This window comes from Paractinoplanes atraurantiacus (assembly GCF_900215205.1).
Taxonomy (GTDB): domain Bacteria; phylum Actinomycetota; class Actinomycetes; order Mycobacteriales; family Micromonosporaceae; genus Actinoplanes; species Actinoplanes atraurantiacus.
In genome coordinates this window covers 217,498-237,195 of sequence record NZ_OBDY01000005.1, presented here as the reverse complement: position 1 = coordinate 237,195, position 19,698 = coordinate 217,498, and the positions used below count along the sequence as shown (strand labels likewise).

13 protein-coding genes are annotated in these 19,698 nt (G+C 70.4%); 1 reads left to right on the top strand and 12 read right to left on the bottom strand.

What is annotated here, in order from left to right; all coding sequences use genetic code 11:
* Positions 1–7 precede the first annotated feature (7 nt).
* The 5 genes from CRP55_RS15265 to CRP55_RS15245 all read right to left on the bottom strand — a co-directional run bounded on the left by CRP55_RS15265 (position 8) and on the right by CRP55_RS15245 (position 5,458).
* On the bottom strand, positions 8–3,622 hold the full coding sequence (locus tag CRP55_RS15265) for a S8 family peptidase (protein WP_245923004.1): 3,615 nt from the start codon (positions 3,620–3,622) through the stop codon (positions 8–10).
* 163 nt (positions 3,623–3,785) lie between these two features.
* Positions 3,786–4,142, bottom strand: a complete 357-nt coding sequence (locus CRP55_RS15260; RefSeq protein ID WP_097320548.1) for a nuclear transport factor 2 family protein — start codon at positions 4,140–4,142, stop codon at positions 3,786–3,788.
* Between the two features lie 48 nt (positions 4,143–4,190).
* Entirely contained in the window at positions 4,191–4,457 is a 267-nt protein-coding gene (locus CRP55_RS15255; protein WP_097320547.1) for a hypothetical protein, read from the bottom strand.
* A complete protein-coding gene (locus tag CRP55_RS52110) occupies positions 4,457–5,113 on the bottom strand; it encodes a hypothetical protein (protein WP_143234625.1) in 657 nt (218 codons plus the stop codon). Before CRP55_RS52110 ends, CRP55_RS15255 begins: the two co-directional genes overlap by 1 nt.
* A 9-nt stretch (positions 5,114–5,122) precedes the next feature.
* On the bottom strand, positions 5,123–5,458 hold the full coding sequence (locus tag CRP55_RS15245) for a PadR family transcriptional regulator (RefSeq protein ID WP_218854479.1): 336 nt from the start codon (positions 5,456–5,458) through the stop codon (positions 5,123–5,125).
* A gap of 80 nt (positions 5,459–5,538) precedes the next feature.
* Between CRP55_RS15245 and CRP55_RS15240 the strand changes: the two genes are divergently transcribed.
* Positions 5,539–6,387 (top strand): DUF1295 domain-containing protein, encoded by an 849-nt coding sequence (locus CRP55_RS15240; protein WP_097320545.1) that lies wholly within the window; start codon positions 5,539–5,541, stop codon positions 6,385–6,387.
* Here the strand turns inward: CRP55_RS15240 and CRP55_RS15235 are convergent.
* From CRP55_RS15235 to CRP55_RS15205, 7 genes are all read right to left on the bottom strand, one after another.
* Positions 6,338–10,468 (bottom strand): DUF4082 domain-containing protein, encoded by a 4,131-nt coding sequence (locus tag CRP55_RS15235; RefSeq protein WP_218854477.1) that lies wholly within the window; start codon positions 10,466–10,468, stop codon positions 6,338–6,340. The genes CRP55_RS15240 and CRP55_RS15235 overlap by 50 nt on opposite strands.
* A gap of 12 nt (positions 10,469–10,480) precedes the next feature.
* Positions 10,481–13,615, bottom strand: a complete 3,135-nt coding sequence (locus CRP55_RS15230) for a DUF4082 domain-containing protein (protein ID WP_218854474.1) — start codon at positions 13,613–13,615, stop codon at positions 10,481–10,483.
* 306 nt (positions 13,616–13,921) lie between these two features.
* Complete coding sequence (locus CRP55_RS53005) at positions 13,922–14,089, bottom strand: hypothetical protein (protein WP_179855176.1); 168 nt, start codon at positions 14,087–14,089, stop codon at positions 13,922–13,924.
* Positions 14,090–14,236: 147 nt separating this feature from the next.
* The gene (gene pepN / locus CRP55_RS15220; RefSeq protein WP_097320542.1) at positions 14,237–16,654 is read right to left on the bottom strand and encodes an aminopeptidase N; all 2,418 of its coding nucleotides are present in this window, start codon (positions 16,652–16,654) and stop codon (positions 14,237–14,239) included.
* A gap of 41 nt (positions 16,655–16,695) precedes the next feature.
* Positions 16,696–18,201 carry a cellulase family glycosylhydrolase gene (locus tag CRP55_RS15215; protein WP_245923003.1) on the bottom strand — a complete coding sequence of 502 codons (1,506 nt, stop codon included), beginning with the start codon at positions 18,199–18,201 and terminating at the stop codon, positions 16,696–16,698.
* 228 nt (positions 18,202–18,429) lie between these two features.
* A complete protein-coding gene (locus CRP55_RS15210) occupies positions 18,430–18,639 on the bottom strand; it encodes a hypothetical protein (protein WP_097320540.1) in 210 nt (69 codons plus the stop codon).
* Positions 18,636–19,595 (bottom strand): sensor histidine kinase, encoded by a 960-nt coding sequence (locus CRP55_RS15205; protein ID WP_097320539.1) that lies wholly within the window; start codon positions 19,593–19,595, stop codon positions 18,636–18,638. The genes CRP55_RS15210 and CRP55_RS15205 overlap by 4 nt, the downstream gene beginning before the upstream one ends.
* Between the last annotated feature and the right edge of the window lie 103 nt (positions 19,596–19,698).

Sequence of the window (19,698 nt, the reverse complement as noted above, 5' to 3'; positions counted from 1 at the left end):
GGAGGGATCACTTCAAGCCGAAGGCGCGGGTGATGCGCTGTTCGACGGTGTTACCTCGACTGTCCGAGGCGGTTGTGCGCAGCGTGACGAAAGCCGCCGTGCGCGGAGCGTCGAGCCTGGCCCGCCAGGTGTGTCCTTCCGGTCGCAGGCGCGTGCGCTGCCAGGTTCTGCCGTCGTCGTAAGAGACGTCGACCGTGACCATCCGGATGCTTCCGGCGCCCACGACCCCCGGCAGGGTCGACGGGGTCACGTCCAGATCGGCATGCCGGCCGGCCTTCCCCGCGGGGTCGGTCTCGACTGCGTAGTCGAGCTGGATCAGCGCCGGCTTCTCGTCCTGGCCGGACCTGACCGGACCCGAGGTGAAACCCCACTCGGTGCGCGTGCTCGTCGAATACGGTCCGGCGTCCTCGCCGCGACTGTTCTCCGACACCAACCGGTAAGGCAGGCGCTCCGGGGCGAGGGTGAGATAGAGCCCGGCGTTGTCGTCATCGCTGCGGGCGATCAGGTCCCCGGCCTGATAGAGCAGCAGCGACTGCTGAGCCAACCCCCACGCCATGGCACCCATGTGCGCGGTGCCGGAGTCGCCCCAGCCGGGAACGGACGCCTGGAACGCGCCACCGCTGTGCCGGACCACCGTGTCCGAGACGCCGGCCAGGCGCGGCCGCTGCACCGGGCTCAACCACGTCTCCGTGGCTCTGTCCCCGGCGCGGTAGGTCTTCCACTCCGACTGCTGGCTGATCACGTTGGGGATCGTGACCTGGGTGGACCAGGGGATTCCCGCGGTGACCCATTCGGTCCGCTCGCCCTGCGCCGGCGCCGGCGCCGGCGTGAGCGACGTCATGGTGGTGCCGGCGCCGCGACCACCGCGCGCCTGCAGGACGCGGTCCGAACGCCAGTTGCGGTAGGACGCCGTGATGCGAGCCAGGTTGGACTTGTCCGCCCGGTAGGTCAGGTCGGCCGGCAGACCACCCTGATAGTCGCGTTGCAGGTCGTAGACATACTTCGCGGACGGGTTCGACGTCACGTCGAGCCTGACCCGCCGTTCCCGCTGAAGCCGGCTGATCAGCTGGTTCCCCTGGTCGTGCGAGAGCGTGACCACGGTGACCGGCGGCGGGTCGACGGGCCCCCATTCCGAGGTCGCCCATGGCGCGAGCCGGCCGGCCCCGTCGTTGACGACGACGAGCATGCGGGCGCCGGCCGCGGCCGCGGCCGCCGCCTCGTCCTCGATCTTCTTCGCGGTGTCGTGACGCACCACCAGGGCTTTGCCGCGGACGTCGCGGTCACCGGCGAGGACGGCGTCGACGCGCGACGAACCGGCCGGCAGGGGCCGAGCGGCGTGCTGCGCCCGCAGATCGTCGTAGCCGGCGATCTCCAGGGCCGGCTGGGTGAGACGCCAGCGGGTGCCGAACGCGAAGCCGTCCGTCTCGGCGCTTCCGGTGGGCAGGGCCCAGACACTGTCGTACGAGGCGTCCGGCGCCGCCATGGTGAACCAGTTGCTACCGCCGGCGATCCGGCTCTGCTGGCTGAAACTGAAGCTCGCCTCGGTCACGTCGGCGCGGTCGGGGGTGGTGGTCCGGACACGCTCGGCCTTGGCGGCGTCGAGCACCACGGACCGGTCCCGGTCGAGCTTCAGCCCGTTCGCCGGCATGAGGACCGCGCCCTTCGAGTAGGGGCCGTGCACCCCTTCGACGTCGCCGCTGAACCACGCGGCGTACGTGTCGACCGGCAGGCGCAGGGTCGCGGTGCCGGTGGCGCCGACGCTGACGTACTCGAAAGTGCCGTCGGCCCCCATCACCGTGAGCGTTCCGGCGAGCGGCTTTCCGCTGCGGTCCCTGGTCGTCACGACGAGCTTGTGCCGCTCGGTCTCCTGCCCGGCCGACAGCGTCGTCCGCATGGTCACCGAGCCCGCGGTCGCGGTGAGGAAGCCGGAGAACGCCTGGTCGAACGGCATCCCGTCGAACGAGGCGGTCACCTGCACCTCGGCGTTGCCGTGGGCCGGAACGGTGAGGCGTGGCGGCGAGAGCGTCAACTGCCCGGCCGGGAGACCGGTGAAGGAGGCCGACAGATCGAGCGTCACCGGGGCGTCGCCGAGGTTGGTGTAGCGAACCGGCCGGGTGACCGGGGCGTGCACCGCCGGAGAGGTCCACTCGGCGTAGCCGAAGTTGACGCTGCCGGAGCCGAAGAGGGTTGCCTTGTTCGCCGCGGCGACGTCGAGGCGGCCGGTGCCACCCTCGTACGCGGTCATGCCCGGCAGTTGCTTGGTGGTGCTCGTCAGCAGCTGCTTGAGCTGCTCACCGTTCAGGCCGGGATGCTCGGCGGCCAGCAGCGCGGCGGCGCCGGCGACGTGCGGTGTCGCCATCGAGGTGCCGCTCATGACGAGGTAGGAACCCTCGCCCTCCTTTGCGTACTGCGAGCGGGCGGCCAGGATCTCGGTGCCGGGGGCGGTGAGGTCGGGCTTGACCGCCCGGTCGCCGAGGCGCGGGCCCCTGCTCGAGAAGCCCGCGAGCGCGTCCGAGCTGTCGACCGCGCCGACACTCAGGGCGGCGTCCGCGGCGGCCGGCGTGCCGATCCCGTACTCGCGTCCTTGGTTGCCGGCCGCGACGACGAAGAGGGCTCCGGTCTCGGCGCTGAGCTCGTTGACCGCGAGGCTCATCGGGTCGGTGCCGTCGGTCGGCTCGTCACCCAGGCTCAGGTTGATGATCTTGGCGTGCTGGTCGCGCGCCGCCCACTCCATCCCTTCTATGATCCCGGAGTTCTCGCCGTAGTTGTTGTCGCCGAGCACCTTGCCGATGTGCAGCCGGACGCCGGGCGCCACGCCCTTCTCGACACCGCCGGACGCGGCGCCCGAACCCGCGATGGTCGAGGCGACGTGCGTACCGTGGCCCAGCCGGTCGAAGATCGGGAACTCGGGAACGAAGTTCTTCGTGGCGACGATCCGGCCGGCCAGGTCGGGATGATCCGGGTCGATGCCGCTGTCGAGCACCGCCACGTCGACCCCGGCGCCGATGTTGCCGCCGGCCCACACCCGCGGGGCGCCGATCTGAGCGGTGCTCTCGGCGAGGGCACCCTTCGACTTGCCGTCCAGCCAGATCTTGGTGATGCCGCCGCCGAGGGCGGTCGCGTCGCCGGCGACGCGACTCCGGCCGGTAGAGGTGATCGAGGTCCAGAAGTCGTCCGACCGCTCGGCCTTGAGCGCGGCGCCCTGGATGCTCTCCAGGTCGAGCACCTTCTCGGCGCTGTCCACCGACGCGGAGGACCTGACGCGAGCGGACTTGTCGGCGTAGCGGACGATCAGCGGGAGCCGGTCGCTGTGCGCGTCGTCGTAGCCGTCCTCGACCAGCTCGGTCAGGTTGAACAGCTGCTTGTCGAGCAGGCCGGCCGAGACGTACGGCAGGGCCGGGCCGGGATAGACGAAGGTGTCCCTGCCCCTGCGCTGTGCGAGAAAGCCGACGGGCCGGCCCCGCTCATCGCGCACCTGGGGGCTGGTAGCTCCGTCGGCGGTCATGGTGACGGTCACCTTGTCACCGGTGAGGAGAGTGACCGTTGCCGTCGGCCCGGCGCCGGGTGGGGCGACCGTGGAGGCGGCGGCCGGAGCCGCCGGCGCCAGAGCGAGTGGGATCACGCACACGGCGATGAGTCCTGCCCCGCGTAAACGCGACAGTGGCACTAGGGGCCTCGCAAAGGGATCGATGGGAGCGATCCCAGCACTATGAAGATTGTCTATTACGTCCCCGCATCAGCTCCATTACGGACGAAGCCCCACTACGACCGGCGACGGTGCGGGACTAGGCGTCCAGCACCGTGTAGAGGCTCTTGATGCGGCCGTCGGCCACGATGCAGATGTCGACGCCGCTGACCACCGGGGAAGCGTCCTCGGGGCCGAACTGCCAGGCGAGCATCGTCAGGTCCTGCACGACGCGGACCTCGCCGACGGGCGCGAAGACGAAACCGGGCGCCTTGTCGAGCAGCCCCTGCGCCTTGCGGTCGAGGCTGTCCCAGCCGACGACCACCTCGTCGGGGTCGGCGAAGGTCACATCCTCGGCGTACGTCTCCCGAATGACCTTGGCCCTTTTCTCCGGGTCACGCTCGCCGAAGACTTCCAGCAGATTACGGCGGGCAAGTTCGATCTTGAGGTCGGCCATGGCGGCAACAGTACGCCCGTCCGGGCAGCCGCAGGAGGGTGCGGCGGATCACCCACCGGCGGCGGATCCCGTTCGTGCGGCGCGTCCGCGGCGGACAGCGGGCCGGGGTGCGCGGGCAGGTCCGCGCCAGCTTTCGATCAGCAAAGCCAGTCGTTTCGGGCGGTCGTCGTCGGCGACGACCCAGCAGGTCGCGGCGACCACGACGATTGTCGCCGCCAAGAGGAAGGCCCCGGTCAGCCAGCCGCCGGCCCACACCGCGGCGACGGTGCCGCCGGCGCCCGCGAGAGTGCCGGCCGAGCGGCCACCGGCGATCATCAGTCCACCTGCCGGCGGCGATCTCGCCGAAGCGTGATCGCGAGCGGCACCGAAGCGCGAAGCAGGTCGCCGACGAAGAGCGCTCGCCGCCACCGCGACACGCCTTCGGCGCGCAGGTCGTGGAGCTCGCCCCGCCACTCCTCGAGATATCGCTCCCGCATATCGGCCGGCAGCACGATGACCGCGAAACGGATCACGTTGGTGGCCGTGCGATCCGCATCTGAGCGGTTGGTGCCCCGGTTGCGGCCCATCCTGAAGAGGCGGAAGAAGGTGCGATTCGGTGGAGGGTCGGGCACTGACGAGGGCTCGTACGCGCTGATCCCCTCCAGCTCCTCCTCCGTGAACACCGGGGGGTCGTACTCGAAGTCGTCGAACGCAGGATCGTCGTACCTGAATTCGTTCTCGCCTCGAGGCGCGGGCGATGGATCATCGAATATGGGGTCGTAATATCCGAAACTTTCCTCGTCACCAAGCTGTCGATGGGGCCGAGCCGACTCTTCTTGTGGCCGTGACCATTCGGCAGCGAGCGACGACGGCGGGACATTGTCGACGGCGCTCTCGATAGCCGCCGATGAGTACCACCGATCGGAATCGATCAGTGGGCTCTGCGCGAAATCGGACGGCCACGGGGCGACGGAACCAGGGTCGACAGCCACCGCGGCCTCCTAGTAACCCGGCTGGGGGCGGAGGCGCGGAGCGGATGACGCGTCGCCGGTCGCGGTGTGGGTGGCCAGGGCCAGTCGCGCCTGTTCGGCGCTGTGAGGTGTGAAGCGGTAGTAGCGGCGCCGGGGGCGGCCCTTGTCCTCATGGTCGGCAGGGTCTTCCCAGGTGCTCTCGACCCAGCCGGCATGCTCCAGCCGGGCCAGGATCGGATGCAGGGTCCCGGACTTGAGGCCGGTTTCCGCGGCGATGTCGCGGCCCCACCGTGGTTTCGCCGGATCTTCCAGCAGGGCGCGGATGACCGCGACGGTCTGCGGTGTCAGCCGGGGAGTAGTGCTCATGGGCAGGACTCTACCTAGGTAGAGAGAACGTGTCTACCTAGGTAGGCACGTCAAGTGGTAGATAAAAACGCGTGACACGGATGGCGGGATTCGGGGTCGTGACGGTCGCCTATGTCCTGGCCGGGCTCGCCGCGTGGGGTGTCGCGGAATCGGCGAGTGGGGCGCGTCCGTTGGCGACCACGCTCGTCGCCGATGTCGCGGCCACCGTGGTCGTGTTTCTCGGGAGCCTGGTCGTCGGTAACGCCAGCCTCTACGACCCGTACTGGAGCATTGCCCCGCCGGTGATGGCCTTTGCCTGGGCCGCGCCGTTCACCGCCCAGCAACTGGTCATCCTGGCGTGGGCGATCCGCCTCACCGCCAACTGGGCGGCCGGATGGCGCGGGCTCGGTCACGAGGACTGGCGTTATGTGCGGATGCGCGAGCAAAGGCCGCAGTGGCTGCCGTTCTGGGTGGTCAGCCTGGTCGGCATCATGGTGGTGCCGACACTGGTGGTCTTCGCCGGGATGCTTCCCGTCTGGGTGGCGCCGAACGAGCCGTGGAGCGCTCTGGACACGGTAGCCGTCATGGTCGGCCTGGGCGCCGTCGCCATCGAAGCGGTCGCCGATCGGCAGGTGCGCCGCTTCACCGCCGATCCGGCCAACCGGGGGAAGGTGCTCGACCGCGGCCTCTGGCGCTGGTCGCGCCATCCCAACTATCTCGGCGAGATCCTCTTCTGGTTCGCCCTGTGGCTGTTCGCGCCGACCCCCTGGTGGACGGCGGCCGGACCCGTCGCCATGGTTCTGCTCTTCGTCTTCGTCAGCGTGCCGCTGATGGACCGGCGCTCGCTGCAGCGAAGGCCGGGGTATGCCGACTACATGCGGCGTACCCCGGCCCTGCTGCCTATCTTCCGGTTTCGGTCGGGTTCGCCACCGGCTTCGCGTCGCTCGTGATGCCGACGCCGTGCAGCACCGGTGAGGCCGCGCCCCGGGTCAGCTCCACCCGGTACTGCGCGTAGCGCGATCCCCCCACGACCCGGTCTCCCTGTCCGGCCGGCTTCCAGCCGGTCCAGCCGCTGCCTCCAGGGCTGGAGGTGCTTCCCGTACGCACGGACAACCGCACCGAAGCACCTTCCGGCACCGAAGCCTGGTACGACAGCCGGTCCCAGGTCACCATCTGCTTCGCGTCGAGCACCCGCGACACCATCGAGCCCTTCCGGGTGTTTCCCGTCAGCCGTGCGCCGTCGGCGGTGACCGTGACGCCGCTGGCCTTCCCGGTGCGCAGGGCGGCCTCCGTGTGGTCCGCCACCCCGGCCGCGCTCGAGACGAACGTGTCCACCGGCGACACCGTCGCGTTGCCCGCCGGGTCGACGCCGCGGATCCGGTATTGGTACGTCCTCAGCGGGTCCAGCCCGGTCACGGTCGCCGTGTGGGACCGCCCGGTCAGGTCGGCCGGCCAGCTGTTCCCCTCGACCTCCAGCGTCGTCGCGGCCGGCTCGCTCGTGCTCCACGACACCGTGGCTGTCCCGTCCGGCTGGGCCTGGACGGCGATGTCCGAGATGGCCGGCGCCGTAGTGTCCGGCGCCCCGGTCACGCGTCGCTGCGGCGAAGGCGCGACAGGTGAGGCAGTGCCGGAATAGGTGGCCACATAGGCGCCCGGGGACGCGGCGTACATCCCGTACTCAATCCCCTTGATCGTCGTCTTTGTGAAGGCGACCGGGGAGCCGGCCCGGGTCAGGGTGGTCAGCGATCGCCCGCCCGGTCCGAGCGTGGGCACCATGCCGGTCAGGCCGTTGGCGCCCGTCCCGACGTTGACGGTGAACGAGAGCTCGTTTCCGGACCAGGAGATCGCGGAGTACGACGACGCGTTGCGCCCGTCGAGCCAGGCGAGCAGCTGCTTGGCCGTGATGAGCGGCACGCCGCGCTCCCGGGCCGAGGCGAGCACCTGATCGCTGTCGTACGTGGTGGCGTTGTCGGTGTGCATGTTGGCCGTGAAGGCCCCGTAGTAGCCCTCGGCCCCGAGCGCCCGATCCAGCAGCGTGTCCACGGTGAACGGGTAGCTCTGCCCGGACTCGTCGGTCATCTGGGTGGCCGCCTGGTAGACGTCGATGAGCCCGCCCGTCTTGGGGGAGAAGCGCATCGGCATGCCGGAGCCGGTCATGAAGCCGGGCCGGTCGTTGACCCAGGAACCGGGCCAGTAGTAGTAGTTCGTGTCGAGCCGGATCCCGTTGGCCGCCTCGATCGTGGCCTGCGACGACCAGTCCGACCAGGCGATGCAGTGCGTCCGGTTGGTGACCGGCCCGGTCACGCCCGAGTATCGGCCGCGCCACGAGCTCAACTGGTTGGTGTAGAAGCCGGTCAGCGTGCTCGCCGTGAAGTCACCGCAGTTGGTGGTGACGTGCAGACCCACCTCGAAGCCGCGCGACTGGTAATTGCCGGCCTGGGCGCCGGTCAAAGGCGAGGCCGGATAGACGTACGAGGTGAACCGCGCGCACTGCCAGTCGTCGACCACGCAGTTGGCCGGGCTGTTGGCCGTGTACTGGTCGAAGCGGCCGGCCGTGCCGCCCACGCCGTGGTCGTCGCCGGTGGCCACCACGACCGCCTTGACGCCGCGCGGGAAGTACCAGAACTTGGGCAGCGGCTTGCGATCGAGGTTCATCTGGCCGATCAGGTTGGCCAGCAGCCGCTGCTGCTCGTCGGCCTGCGGGATGGCCGCCTTGGACAGGTTGACCCAGTCGGTGGAGCCGCCGCCGAAGAACAGGTCGTCGGAGCGCCGCGGCGAGGAGCCGTCGCGTTCCTGGCCGTCCCAGGCCGGGTTGCCCTGCCGCGTGTAGACCAGCGACTGCGGCAGGTCGTACGTGAAGGCCGCGGCCTGGCCGCCGTTGGCGCCGGCGCCGGCCAGCGACACGGCCGGGTTGGTGGTGGCCGTGGTCGCGTTCGAGTACAGGGTGGCCACGGCCTGGGCGCCGTTGAGCGTGTACCGGTCGGCCGTGCCGTGGTACTGGATGGTCTGGTCGGCGATGCCGGGACTGGCGGCCTTCAGATAGCCCTCGGCCAGCGTGCCGGTCGTCGACGTGAGGCCGAGCAGTCCGGCCAGCTGCTTGTCGGGGCGCATGGCGATCAGGTTGCCGCCGCCGTCGACCCAGGTGGTGAACATGGCGACCTGGGCCGCGGTGAGCGCGGTCTGACCGAGCAGCACCACGTCGTACTGGCTCAGTGTGGTCGCGGTGACAGTGGACAGGTCGGCCGTGGTGAACTCGTTGAGGCCCTCGGTGCGCAGCACCTCGGCCAGGAAGGGTGTGAAGCCGCTCGGCGGCCGGATGAGCAGGATCGGGCCGCCGGGGCCCTGGTCGGGCGGCGGCGGTGGGGCCGTGCCGGTGGTGAAGGTCCAGGTCACCGGGGTCATGACGTTGCCGGCGGCGTCGCGGGCGTCGCTGACCGAGACGGTGTACGCGGTGGAGTAGGCCAGCGTGGCCGACGGGGTGAACGTGGCGGTGTTGCTGCCGGCGTCGTACGCGGTCGTGCCGGTGACCGCGCCCGACGGCCCGGTCAGGGACATGGCCACGGCCGAGACGGGCTCGTTGAAGGTGGCGGTGACCGCGGTGGTGGCGGCGACGCCACTGGCGCCCGCGGCCGGGGATCGGGCGGCCAGGCCGGGGGCCACGGTGTCGGTGGCCGCGGTGTTGTAGACGACGTCGACCCAGTAGTTGGTGTTCTGATAACTCGCGGTCGGGTACGCGCTCGCGCCGTACCGGTAAACGCCGTTGTTCCCGGCGATCGTGCTCAGCGGGCCCCGGGTGACGGCCGAGGCGAGGCCGTTGGCCGTGGTGGAGTAGAAGCCGGTGTCGGTGTGGTATGACGCCACGTAGGTCGTGTTCGCGGTGACCGCGACCGGGTTGGGCAGCGTGGCCGTCTGCCAGCCGGTGGCCGTCTCACCGGTGAAGGTGACCGTGGACAGGCGCGTGCCGGCGGTGCTCCAGAGGGAGCCGGTGTGCGTGCCGGTGTTCCCGGCGCCCTTGTAGAACCTCAGCCCGGTGATGAAACCGGCGGCGTTGGCCCGGAACCGGACGCCGAGCTCGACCGCGCTGTTGTCGGCGGCGGCCGCGACGGCCGGGGTCGCGGTCGGCGGCCAGATCGTGCACGGGCAGGCCGAGCCGCCGCTGCCGGTGGTGAACGACCAGCTCACGGGGGCCATCGTGTTGCCGGCGACGTCCCGGGCCCCGCTGACCGTGGCGGTGTAGGACGTGGAGGCCGCCAGGGCGCCGGCCGGCACGAGACTCACGGTGCGCGTCGTGGAGTCGTACGCCGTCGTGCCGTTGATCGTCGTGGTGCCGGTCCGGAGCGCGAGAGCCACGGTGCCGGCCTGAAGCGGCTCGTTCAAGGTGGCGCTGATCGTGGCCGTGGTGGCCACACCGGTGTCACCCGAGGCGGGGCTGGTGCCGGTGACCGTGGGCGGGGTCGTGTCGGCCGCGCTGGTCTCGAAGACGACGTCGACCCAGTAGTTGGCCGACTGATAGGTGTTGGTCGGGAAGCCGCCGCCGGTGCCGTAGCGGTAGATGCCGTTGGCGCCGTCCTCGCCGTCGCGCAGGGCCCGCAGCGGCGAGTTGTCGACGCCGGCCGTCGCGAACGCGCCGTCGTCGCTGGCGTAGCGGCCGTTCGGGGCGTAGTACGACGCGACGTAGGTGGTGTTGGCGCTGATCGCGACCGGGCTGGCGAACGTCGCGGTCTGCCAGCCGGACGCGGTCTCGCCGGTGAAGGTGACGGTCCCCAGGTTGGTGCCGGTCGCGCTCCACAGATGACCGACGTGGGTCCCGGTGTTGGCGCTGCCCTTGTAGAAGCGCACGCCGGTCACGAAGCCGTCGGCGTCCGAGCGGAACTTGACGCCGACCTCGACCGCGGCGGTGTCGGCCTCGGACGGGGTGGACGGCACGGCCGTGGTGGGCCAGATCGAGCAGGGGCAGGTGGCGGCCCGGGCCGCCTGCGGCACGACGAGCAGGGCGGCCACGAGGGCCAGGACCATCACCAGTTTTCTCAACGTGTTCCCCCTTTAGGAGGCGGCGAATACGACGTCGACCCAGTAGTTGGCCGACTGCCACGTGTTGGTGGGGAAGCCCCCGCCCGTTCCGTACCGGTACAGGCCGTTGGCGCCGTCGACGCCGTTCGCCAGGGCGTGCAGCGGGCCGTTGTCGACGCCGTTGGTCGCGAAGAACCCGGTGTCGGCGGCGTAGCGGCCCACCGGCGCGTAGTAGGAGACGACGTACGTGGTGTTCGCGGTGATCGTCACCGGCGACGAGAAGGTGGCGGTCTGCCAGCCGGTCGCCGACTCCGCGGAGAAGGTGACGGTCGCCAGTTGCGTGCCGGTGTTGGACCAGAGCCGGCCCAGGTGGGTGCCCGTGTTGCCGCTTCCCTTATAGAAGCGGACGCCGGTGACCTGGCCCGCGACGTCGGAGCGGAAGCGCATGCCGAGCTCGACGGCCGCGGTCTCCGGATCGGCCGGGGTGCCGGGGACGGCCGAGGCCGGCCAGATGGAGTACGTCGTGGTCACCGGCGCCGCCGAGGTGGTGAACGACCAGCTCACGGGGGCCATCGTGTTGCCCGCGAGATCTTTGGCGCCGCTGGCCGAAACCGTATATGTCGTATTTGTTGCCAAGGCCGCGCCGGGCGTGAAGGTCGCGGTATCCGATGCCGAACTCGTCGATCCGCTCACCGCGCCCGAGGGGCCGGTCAGCGTCATGGCCGCGCCGGTGATCGGCTCGCTGAAGGTTGCCCGGACAGCCGCGGAGATCGCCACGCCCGTCGCCCCCGACGCGGGACTCTGCGTGGTCACGGTCGGCGGCGTGGTGTCGGGCGCGGCGGTGCCGGGCGTGAACGCCACGTCGACGTAGTAGTTCGCGCTCCGCCAGGCCAGCGTCGGGAAGCCGGTGCCGAAGCGGTAGACGCCGTTGACCCCGTCCGCCCCGTCACGCAGCGCGTGCAGCGGCGCGTTGTCGTAGGCCTGATTCGCGAAGTAGTCGGTGTCGGCTGCGTAGCGCCCGTTCGGCGCGTAGTACGAGACCACGTACGTCGTGTTCGGCGTCAACGTCACCGGTGTGGACAGATTTGCCTGCTGCCAGCCCGACGCCGACTCCCCGGTGAACGTGACCGACGCCAGCTGCGTACCCGTGTTCGACCACAGCCTCCCCACGTGCGTGCCCGTGTTGGCGCTGCTCTTGTAGAACCGGATCGCCGTCACCTGGCCCGCCACGTCCGTCCGGAACCGGGTGCCGATCTCGGTCCCGGTGCTGTCCGGGTCGGCCGGCGTGGCCGGGGTGACGTTGGCGTTCCAGATGCTGCACGGGCAGGTCCGCGAGCCGACCGTGACCGCGCGGGTCGCGTCGGCGCCCACGTTGCCGCTGTCGTCGGTGGCCCGCACCCGGATCGTGGCCGCCCCGGTCGTGCCCGGCCGCCACGTGTACGTCCAGGTGGCCCGCCCGTTGGCCGGATGCCAGGTCGTGCCATCGGTCGAGACCTCGACACCCCCGACCACACCGCCGCCGGTGTCGGTCGCGGTGCCCGAGATGGTGGTCGGCGAGCCCACCGGCACGGTCGCCCCGGCGGCCGGCGCGGTCACCACCGCGGTCGGGCCGGCGGTGTCGGTCGAAGCGGTGGCCGCGGTCAGGCCCGATTGCAGGGTGCCCGGCTGCACGCCCATGTCGGCCAGCAGGTTGACCGTGGCCTGCTTCATCGGCGTGCTGGCGGCCCCGGAGCCGCGGTCGTGGTTGCTGTCCAGACCCCACGACCACTGCACGGTGCCGGCCCCGAAGACCAGGGCGCCGCTCGGCGCGCGGTAGAGCGTCAGGTTGTGGGTGGCGCTGCCCGTCGCGTACGTCGAACCGTAGTCCTGCAACACATCCAGGCCCGACGCCGTGGTCGTGGACAGCTTGATCAGCCCCCGCGGCCGGGCCCCGTTGTCGGCGTCCTCGTCCCACTCGTAGCCGACCGTCCCGGTGCCCAGCGTGGCCGTGGCGCCGGCCGCCTGCGTGGCCACGGTCGTGCCGCGCCACAGCCGCATCTTGCCGTCCGCGGCCGGCACCTGAAGGTTCACCGTGCCCGCGTTGACCTTGAAGATCGTGCCGGTCAGCCCGTTCTCGGGCCGGCCACCGTCGGCCGGCGGGCTGAACCGCGGGTCACGCCACGAGCCGGTCCAGGCCGGATCGGGGTCGATCTTCCCGTTGGCGTGGGTCTCCTTGTAGGTGACCATCGTCCGGTACGAGTTCTCCCAGCGCGTCTTCCAGAACACCTCGTTGCCGCTGAGGAAGGCGAGGTTGACGCCGGCGTCCCGGGCCGCCTCCACGTTGGCCCGCTGCTGCCCCGACCAATATTCGTCGTGGCCGACGGACAGGTACGCCTGATGGTTGCGCAGCAGCGCGCCGTTACGGTCGGCGTCGACGCCGGCGATGTAGCTGACGTCGTACCCGTTGGCCTCGAGCCACCGCACCATCGGATATTCGGCGTTGTAGACGTAGTCTTCGGCCCCGGTCCCGCGGGTGGTGATGGGCCGGTTGTAACTCACCTTGTAGGCACGCCCCACCGGCGAGCCGACATAAAGGCTGTTACCCCCATATTGGTTGTACGCCTGCCAGGTCGAGTCCGAGGTCTGAAAGACGATCCCGGAGTGGCTCGAGTCGTCGCGCACCACGAAGTGAATGTGGCTGGCCCCGGAGGTGCCGTCGGTCCGGACGAGCCGCGCGAAGTAGATGCCGGACACCGCGTTCGCCGGCACCGGCCACGAGGCCGACACCGCCCAGTTGCCGCAGTCGACGAGCCCGGTCGCGGCCTGGTTCATGCACCCCGGCTGACTCTGCACCCCGACCGGACTGACCGACGTGATGAGGCGCGCCCCGTTCCCGCCGTAATAGCCCATCCGGTAGATGTCGACCCGGTACGAGGCGGCCGACGAGTCGATTTTGAATTGCACGGTCTCGCCCACGTTGACGCTGATCTGCGTCGGAAAGCCCTGCAAGGCGGAACTGCCGTACCCGGAGATGTCCCAGGTGCTCTTCGGCGTGCCCGCTTTGCTGTTCTCACAGGCGACCGGATTGATCAGCGGCGCACACGCGTCGGCGGCGGCCGGCTCGGCCCCGGCCACGGACAACCCCGTGACGGCAAGGGCGAGAACTAGAAACGTCCTGAGTGTACGCACGCGTATCGCCTCCCAAACGCAGACGCAAAGCATGCGAATGCGCCGACCCGCAAACTGTCGGGTCGCCGACACCCCTGTCCGGCGTGGGCGAAGTGCGCAACTAGTCGGCCCGGTCAGCGCCGGAGCGCTGACCGGACCGGATGCAATTACCGCCGATCAGAGGATGTCGCAGTGATCAGGGCGCGGCCTCGCTTCGTCAGGGCGCCGTCAGCGGGGCTGTCAATCCGTCGGCCGAGGTGGCGACCTGGGCGCTGTCCCGCAGCACGAGTTTCGGGGCGGTGTCGCTGCCGATGTTGACGCGCGGGCTCACCCGTACACGAACGGGGAAGCCGGACCACTGACCGCGTCGAGGCAGTCGGAGCCCAGCCACGCGCCCAGCCGGGCCCGGAAGTCGGGGTTGTCGTAGTAGAAGGCGCTGCCCGCCAGCGTGTGCACGATCCGGGTCCGGGCGCCGTCGCCGCGCTCCGGCTCCATCTGGAAAGATGCCGCCCTGCGCGCAGTCCTTGGCCTGGATCTTCATGCTCAGCCCGTTCGGCCCGGTGCGCGAGACGACCATGCCCTCGTCGCGCAGCTCCAGGCTGATGCCGCCGGTCAGGGCGAGGCCGAAAGGTTAAAGCCAACCTAAGCCCGGCGGCTCCGCAGCATGCGGCGCACCTCGTCGGCGTATTCGAGGACGGTTTGGCGCACTACCGGGGCGGTGCCGGCGGCCACCTCCTCGGCCCGGGTCAGGAAGTCGGGGGTGATGCCGAAGCGGGGGAGCAGGCGGCCGGGGTAGACCATCGACGGGATCATGCCGCCGCGGGCGAAGGTCGGCAGCTGGGTCAGGTAGCTCTCGCCGAAGCCGGACAGGATCTCGTCCTGGCCGGGGCGCCAGAAAGCCGTTGTGACCGCGCGCATGGCGCTGATCGGGACGGCCCGGTCGACGGCCAGCATCTGCCACATCGCGGATTTCTCGGCCGCGTCGGGGCGGGCCGCCCGCACGGCCAGGGCGCGGTGACCGGCGTCCGGATCGGGGTCGCGCTTGAGCAGGTCGTCGGCCTCGGCCCGCGTGTCGCCGCCCAGCTCGGCCTTGCGGGTCAGCAGGCGCCACTCGAGGTCGATGTCGGCGCCGGACTGCAACATCGCCACGGCGTCCAGGTCGGGGGCCGAGCGGGCCAGGCCGCGCAGCGCCACCAGGCGGCGGGCCGGCTGCTCGGCCAGGCGGGTGCAGAGCGCGAAGAACTCGGACATCAGAGCGGGGCGGTCGGCGTCGCCGGCCCACAGCTCGGCGGCGTCGCCGGCCAGGCGCAGATAGGGCTCGATCACCGTGTCGGCCGTCTCGACGGCCAGCACGGAGGCCACGCAGCGCACGGTCTCGGCCGGCGTCGCCTCGCCGTTGGTCAGCATGTCCCAGACGGTCGCCACCGCGACGCCGCGGGAGACCGGCGCCGGCAGCCCTCCGGCGCCGTCGATCAGGACCGGCCGATCGGTGGCCGACGGCCGGGTGGTGGCGAACGTCAGGTCGTCGTCGTTGACCAGATACAGATCGGCGCCGGCCGGCAGCGGCACCGGCGTCTGCTCCTGCTGGACCTCGACCCGGACCAAAGCCTTTCGGATCAAACCCTTCGGACCTCGGTCGTACGCCCCGACGGCCAGCACCTGGGGCCGCGGGGGACCGGCGGGGCCGCTACCGGTCAGCGTCCGGCCGTCGAAGGTGAAGCGGTCGGTCCCGGCCGTCTCCAGCCAGCCGGCCCGCCACGCGTCGAGGTCGCGGCCCGACGTCTCGGCCAGGGCGTCGGTCAGGTCCTGCAACGTGGTGCTGCCCCAGGCGTGCCGGGCGAAGTACTTCTTCATGCCGGCGACGAACTGCTCCTCGCCGACGTACGTCATCAGCTGGTAGAGGACCGCGGCGCCCTTGGGATAGGTGATCGCGTCGAAGATGGACGCGGCCTCGGCCACGTCGCGCATCGGCTGCCGGATCGGATGGGACATCGGGCCCTGGTCGGCCAGGTAGGCGACCAGTTTGTCGCTGGCCAGCATGCCCACCCGGGCGTCGGTGTGGCGGGTGGCCCGCTCGGCCGCCCAGTAGCAGGCGAATTCGGCGAACGCCTCGTTCAGCCACAGGTCGTCCCACCAGCGCATGGTCACGATGTTGCCGAACCACATGTGCGACAGCTCGTGCAGCAGCACGACGGCCAGGATCTCCTGCTCGGCCGGCGTCGGCTCGGAGCGCCGCAGGAACGTGTCCTCCCAGGTGACGCAGCCCCAGTTCTCCATCGCGCCGCCGAAGTCGGGCATGAACACCTGGTCGTATTTGCGCTGGGGGAACGGCATGCCGAAGACGTCGGCGAAGAAGGCGAGGCCCTGCTCGGTGACGGTGAAGATCTGGTCGGCGTCCCGGTCGAGCGAGGACGCCAGCGAGCGCCGGCAGAACAGGCCGAGGTCGTGGCCGCCGGCCTCACGCCGGATCTCGTGAAGAGGGCCGGCGTTGACGACAGTGTTGTAGGTGGCCAGGGTCGGCGTGTCGGGGAAGGCCCAGATCCGTACACCAGCAAGCTCGTGAATCTCGGGGTCACCGGAGTTGGAGGTGACCGTCCACTGATCGGGAGCGGTCACGGTGAAGGCGTGCGGCGCCTTGAGATCGGGCTGGTCGAAGCAGGCGAAAAGGTAGCGGGCCTCGTCCGGGGCGAAGGTGGTCCAGACGTAGACCTCACCGTCGGCCGGGTCGACCGACTTGTGCACGCCCGGGCCGTCGGACGTGTCGGTCTGCCGGGTCTCGACGCGCAACGTGTTGTGCTGGGCCAGATCGGTCAGAGCGATCCGGCCACCCTCGGCCTCGGGAAGCGGCTCGCCGTTCAGGGTCGCCGAGACCACCGGCGCCACGCAGTCGGCGAAGGTGGCGGCGCCGGGCTCGCGGCAGGTGAAGGTCACGGTGGACACGCAGGTCACGGCGGGGCCGGTGGGCAGCTCGGTGAAGTCGAGCGCGATGTCGTAGCGGTCCACGGCGATCAGCGCGGCCCGCTGCTCCGCCTCGGCCTGGGTGAGACTCCGGGGGCTCATCCGCCCGATGGTAGGCGTCGCCCCCGGAGTTTCGCGCCCCCTTATGCGCAGGCGGCGCTTCCCAGCTTCACGGCGCTCGGCGGCGTGGCCGTTCCGTTGGCGACGAAGCCGATCGTCACCGACGCCCCGGCGGCCAGCGACGGGCTGCTGCCGGGGGCGGCCGCCGTCACGGTGGTGCCGGACTGGGTGACGGTGGCGTTCCAGCCGCTGCCCAGGGTCACGCCGGACGGCCAGGTCCAGGTCACGGCCCACGGGTTGATCGCGGCGCTGCCGGTGTTCTTCACGGTGAGCGAGCCCTGGAAGCCGCCCGGCCAGGCGTTGTCCTGCTTGTAGGTCAGCGTGCAGGCCCCGGTCGCGGGTGTCGGCGTGGTCGGTTCGCCGGTCGGACCACCGCCGCCTCCTACGGGGGCGATCAGGTACGGCTGGATGATCGCCTGCTTGGCGGTGTTGATGGTCGTCCAGTCGTCGTTGGCGATGCCGCCGGTGTCACCCGAATTCGGGTTCCACGACCAGTAGGTGAACGACATGCCGTCGACGCCGGTGCCGGTGTAGGCGAGCAGTCGCTGCAGCCAGACCTTGTCGATGTCGCTCTGCAGGGTGCTGCCGAACTCGCCGATCATGATGGGGGCGATGTTCTGCTTGTACAGATAGCCCCAGTACTTGTCCCAGATGGCCGGCATGTTGGCGGGGTAGCTCGGGTCGTCGAACCACTTCTGGTGGAAGACGGACGTCGCATATTCGTGCGGCGAGTAGACGAGCCGGTTGGCGACGTTCAGACGTACGGGAAATTGCCCGGCCTTGGAAAGATTGCCGCCCCACCAACCGCAGTCCTCGTCATTGCTGGGGTCGTTGTCCCAGACGTTCGAAAGGCCACCGCTGGGGCAGGAGACACCTTCGACAAAGATGAGCCAATTGGGTTGTACGGAGAGAATGGCGTTGCCCGCACGTTCGGCGGCGAGCCGCCAGTCGCGTGCCGTGTCACCACAACCCCAGCAGGCGCCGGTGGCGGCCGGGTTGGTGCCCTCGGCGTGCGGCTCGTTGTGCAGGTCGGCGCCGATCACCGTGGTGTTGCCGGCGTAGCGGCGGGCCAGCGCCTGCCAGTTGGCGATCCAGGTCGACTCGGGAACGGCCGAGGTGTACCAGAGGGCGGTCTGGCCGGCGGCGGTCGGCCGGTGCCGGTCGAGGATGATCCGCATGCCCTTGCCGCCGGCGTAGTCGACGACCTTGTCGAGGATCTGCACGGGGGAGAGCCCGACGAGATCAGGGTTGATGAAGTCGTTGATGCCGCTGGCGGTGGCGCCGGCCTTGAGGGCGTCGTCGGAGAACGGCACCCGCAGCGTGTTGTAGCCGAGGCGGGCCATGGTGTCGATCTGGGAGCGCCACGGGTTGCTCGACCACAGGCCGTGGAAGGTCTTGTTGTCGGTCTCCATGCCGAACCAGTTGATACCGGTCAGCCGGACGGTGGCGCCCGTGCTGTCCACAATCTTGTTGCCGCTGGTATGCAGATAGCCGCTCCCGGTCCCGCCGGCGGCAGCGGCAGCCGGCACAGCGGTAACGGCGGCTGCAACCAGGCAGCCGGCAGCGATGGCGACGAGTTTCCTCTTCAATGCGGACACCGGGCACTCCGTTTCATCCAGTGATGAGCATCGTTACATGGGAGCGCTCCCAGAGGCAATGGCCGTCATCGCCCCGTAGCAATCCGGCATTGCCGCCTTCTTCAGAGCCCGGCAGCTGGCCTTGCACCGGGCCGCTGGCCTCACAGTCGGGCTGCCGCCCTAGGGCCGGGTTGCCCTTTGAGCCGGGCCGCTGCCTCCGAGTCGGCGCGACAGCGCGGTGAAGGCGGTCGCGTTGGTCCTGTCGTTCTCACCCGACAGGACCAGGACCTGGCCGTCGTCGAACGGCCGGTGCCGCAACGGCAAGCCGCGCCCGGTCTGCTCGACGGCCTGGAGGGGGTGCGGCTGGGCTCGGCCGGTCTGGAGCGTCACGGCTCGGCCCGGCCGGCGACGAGGCGGATCGTGAAGCCGTCCGGGCCGTGGCCGAAGGTGACGAAGCTGCACGTCTGGAAGGCCAGCCACAGGCCCAGTCCGCCGCGGGCCGCCTCGGCCGAGGTGGGGAAGAGGCCGGCGAAGGGCGTGTCCGGGCCTTCGCCCGCGTCGGTGACGGCGGCGACCATCCGTTGCGGTGAGCTCCAGAGCCGGACCGTCACCGGCGGTGTCCCGTGCAGGAGCGCGTTGGACACGGCTTCCGACGCGCCGAGCACGAGCCCGCGGACGTCGTTCTCCGGCAGCTCTGTCTCCCGGCCGGCCCGGGTGATCGCGGTGCGCACCTGCGCCGGAAACGGATCGCGGAAGGTCGCCACCGGCGGGCCGTCTTCCATCGAGTCGCGCCAGGCCGACCGGCGACCGGCCAGAAACGTTTCAGGATTGACGAAGCCGGGATTCACTTCATGCGTGGTGCCGTCGGCGATGAACGGATGCGTGCTGCGCACATCGTCCAGCACTTCGGCCGGCAGGGTGCGGGTGTCGTACGGGCACAGACCCCACACCGGGAGACTGCCGAACGCCCGGTTGACGGCCGCCTCGTAGCGGGCCCACCACTCCCAGGGCACCCCGGTGCCGGGGTGCGGCACCTCGCCGGCGAGGCGCACCTGGGCGGGGCAGGTGTTCCCGTACTCCCGAAGCATCCGCCGATAACGGTCGATGGCCGACGCCGGCCGTGCGTACTGAAGGCCGGCGTCTATGTATTTGATCCCTTCCCGTGTGCCGAGGGCCTCCGTGACCAGCGCCTGGTGGTGGCGGGTGAACGCGGCGACGACCGGCTCGCCGGCTTCGAGCCCGCCGGCGAGGAACGGGACGACGGCGTCCAGGAAGGCCTGATCGGAGTCGTAAAAGGCGGCCTCGTGAAAACAGCCCTGGTGTCCTGCGGCTGCGCCCGATCTCATGTGGTTTCGTCCGATGGTTGTGCCGCCCTGTCGGCGGCGTCCATGCGGCCACGCTGCCCGATGCTCGCCGCCCACGCAACGGAGTCACACGAAAGGCATCATC

What these genes read in the sequence shown, in the direction of transcription:
- CRP55_RS15240 (WP_097320545.1), top strand. Translation starts at nt 5,539, where the DNA reads ATGGCGGGATTCGGGGTCGTGACGGTCGCCTATGTCCTGGCCGGGCTC.
- CRP55_RS53005 (WP_179855176.1), bottom strand. Translation starts at nt 14,089, where the DNA reads ATGGAGCCGGAGCGCGGCGACGGCGCCCGGACCCGGATCGTGCACACG.
- pepN (WP_097320542.1), bottom strand. Translation starts at nt 16,654, where the DNA reads ATGAGCCCCCGGAGTCTCACCCAGGCCGAGGCGGAGCAGCGGGCCGCG.
- CRP55_RS15255 (WP_097320547.1), bottom strand. Translation starts at nt 4,457, where the DNA reads ATGATCGCCGGTGGCCGCTCGGCCGGCACTCTCGCGGGCGCCGGCGGC.
- CRP55_RS15260 (WP_097320548.1), bottom strand. Translation starts at nt 4,142, where the DNA reads ATGGCCGACCTCAAGATCGAACTTGCCCGCCGTAATCTGCTGGAAGTC.
- CRP55_RS15205 (WP_097320539.1), bottom strand. Translation starts at nt 19,595, where the DNA reads ATGAGATCGGGCGCAGCCGCAGGACACCAGGGCTGTTTTCACGAGGCC.
- CRP55_RS15245 (WP_218854479.1), bottom strand. Translation starts at nt 5,458, where the DNA reads ATGAGCACTACTCCCCGGCTGACACCGCAGACCGTCGCGGTCATCCGC.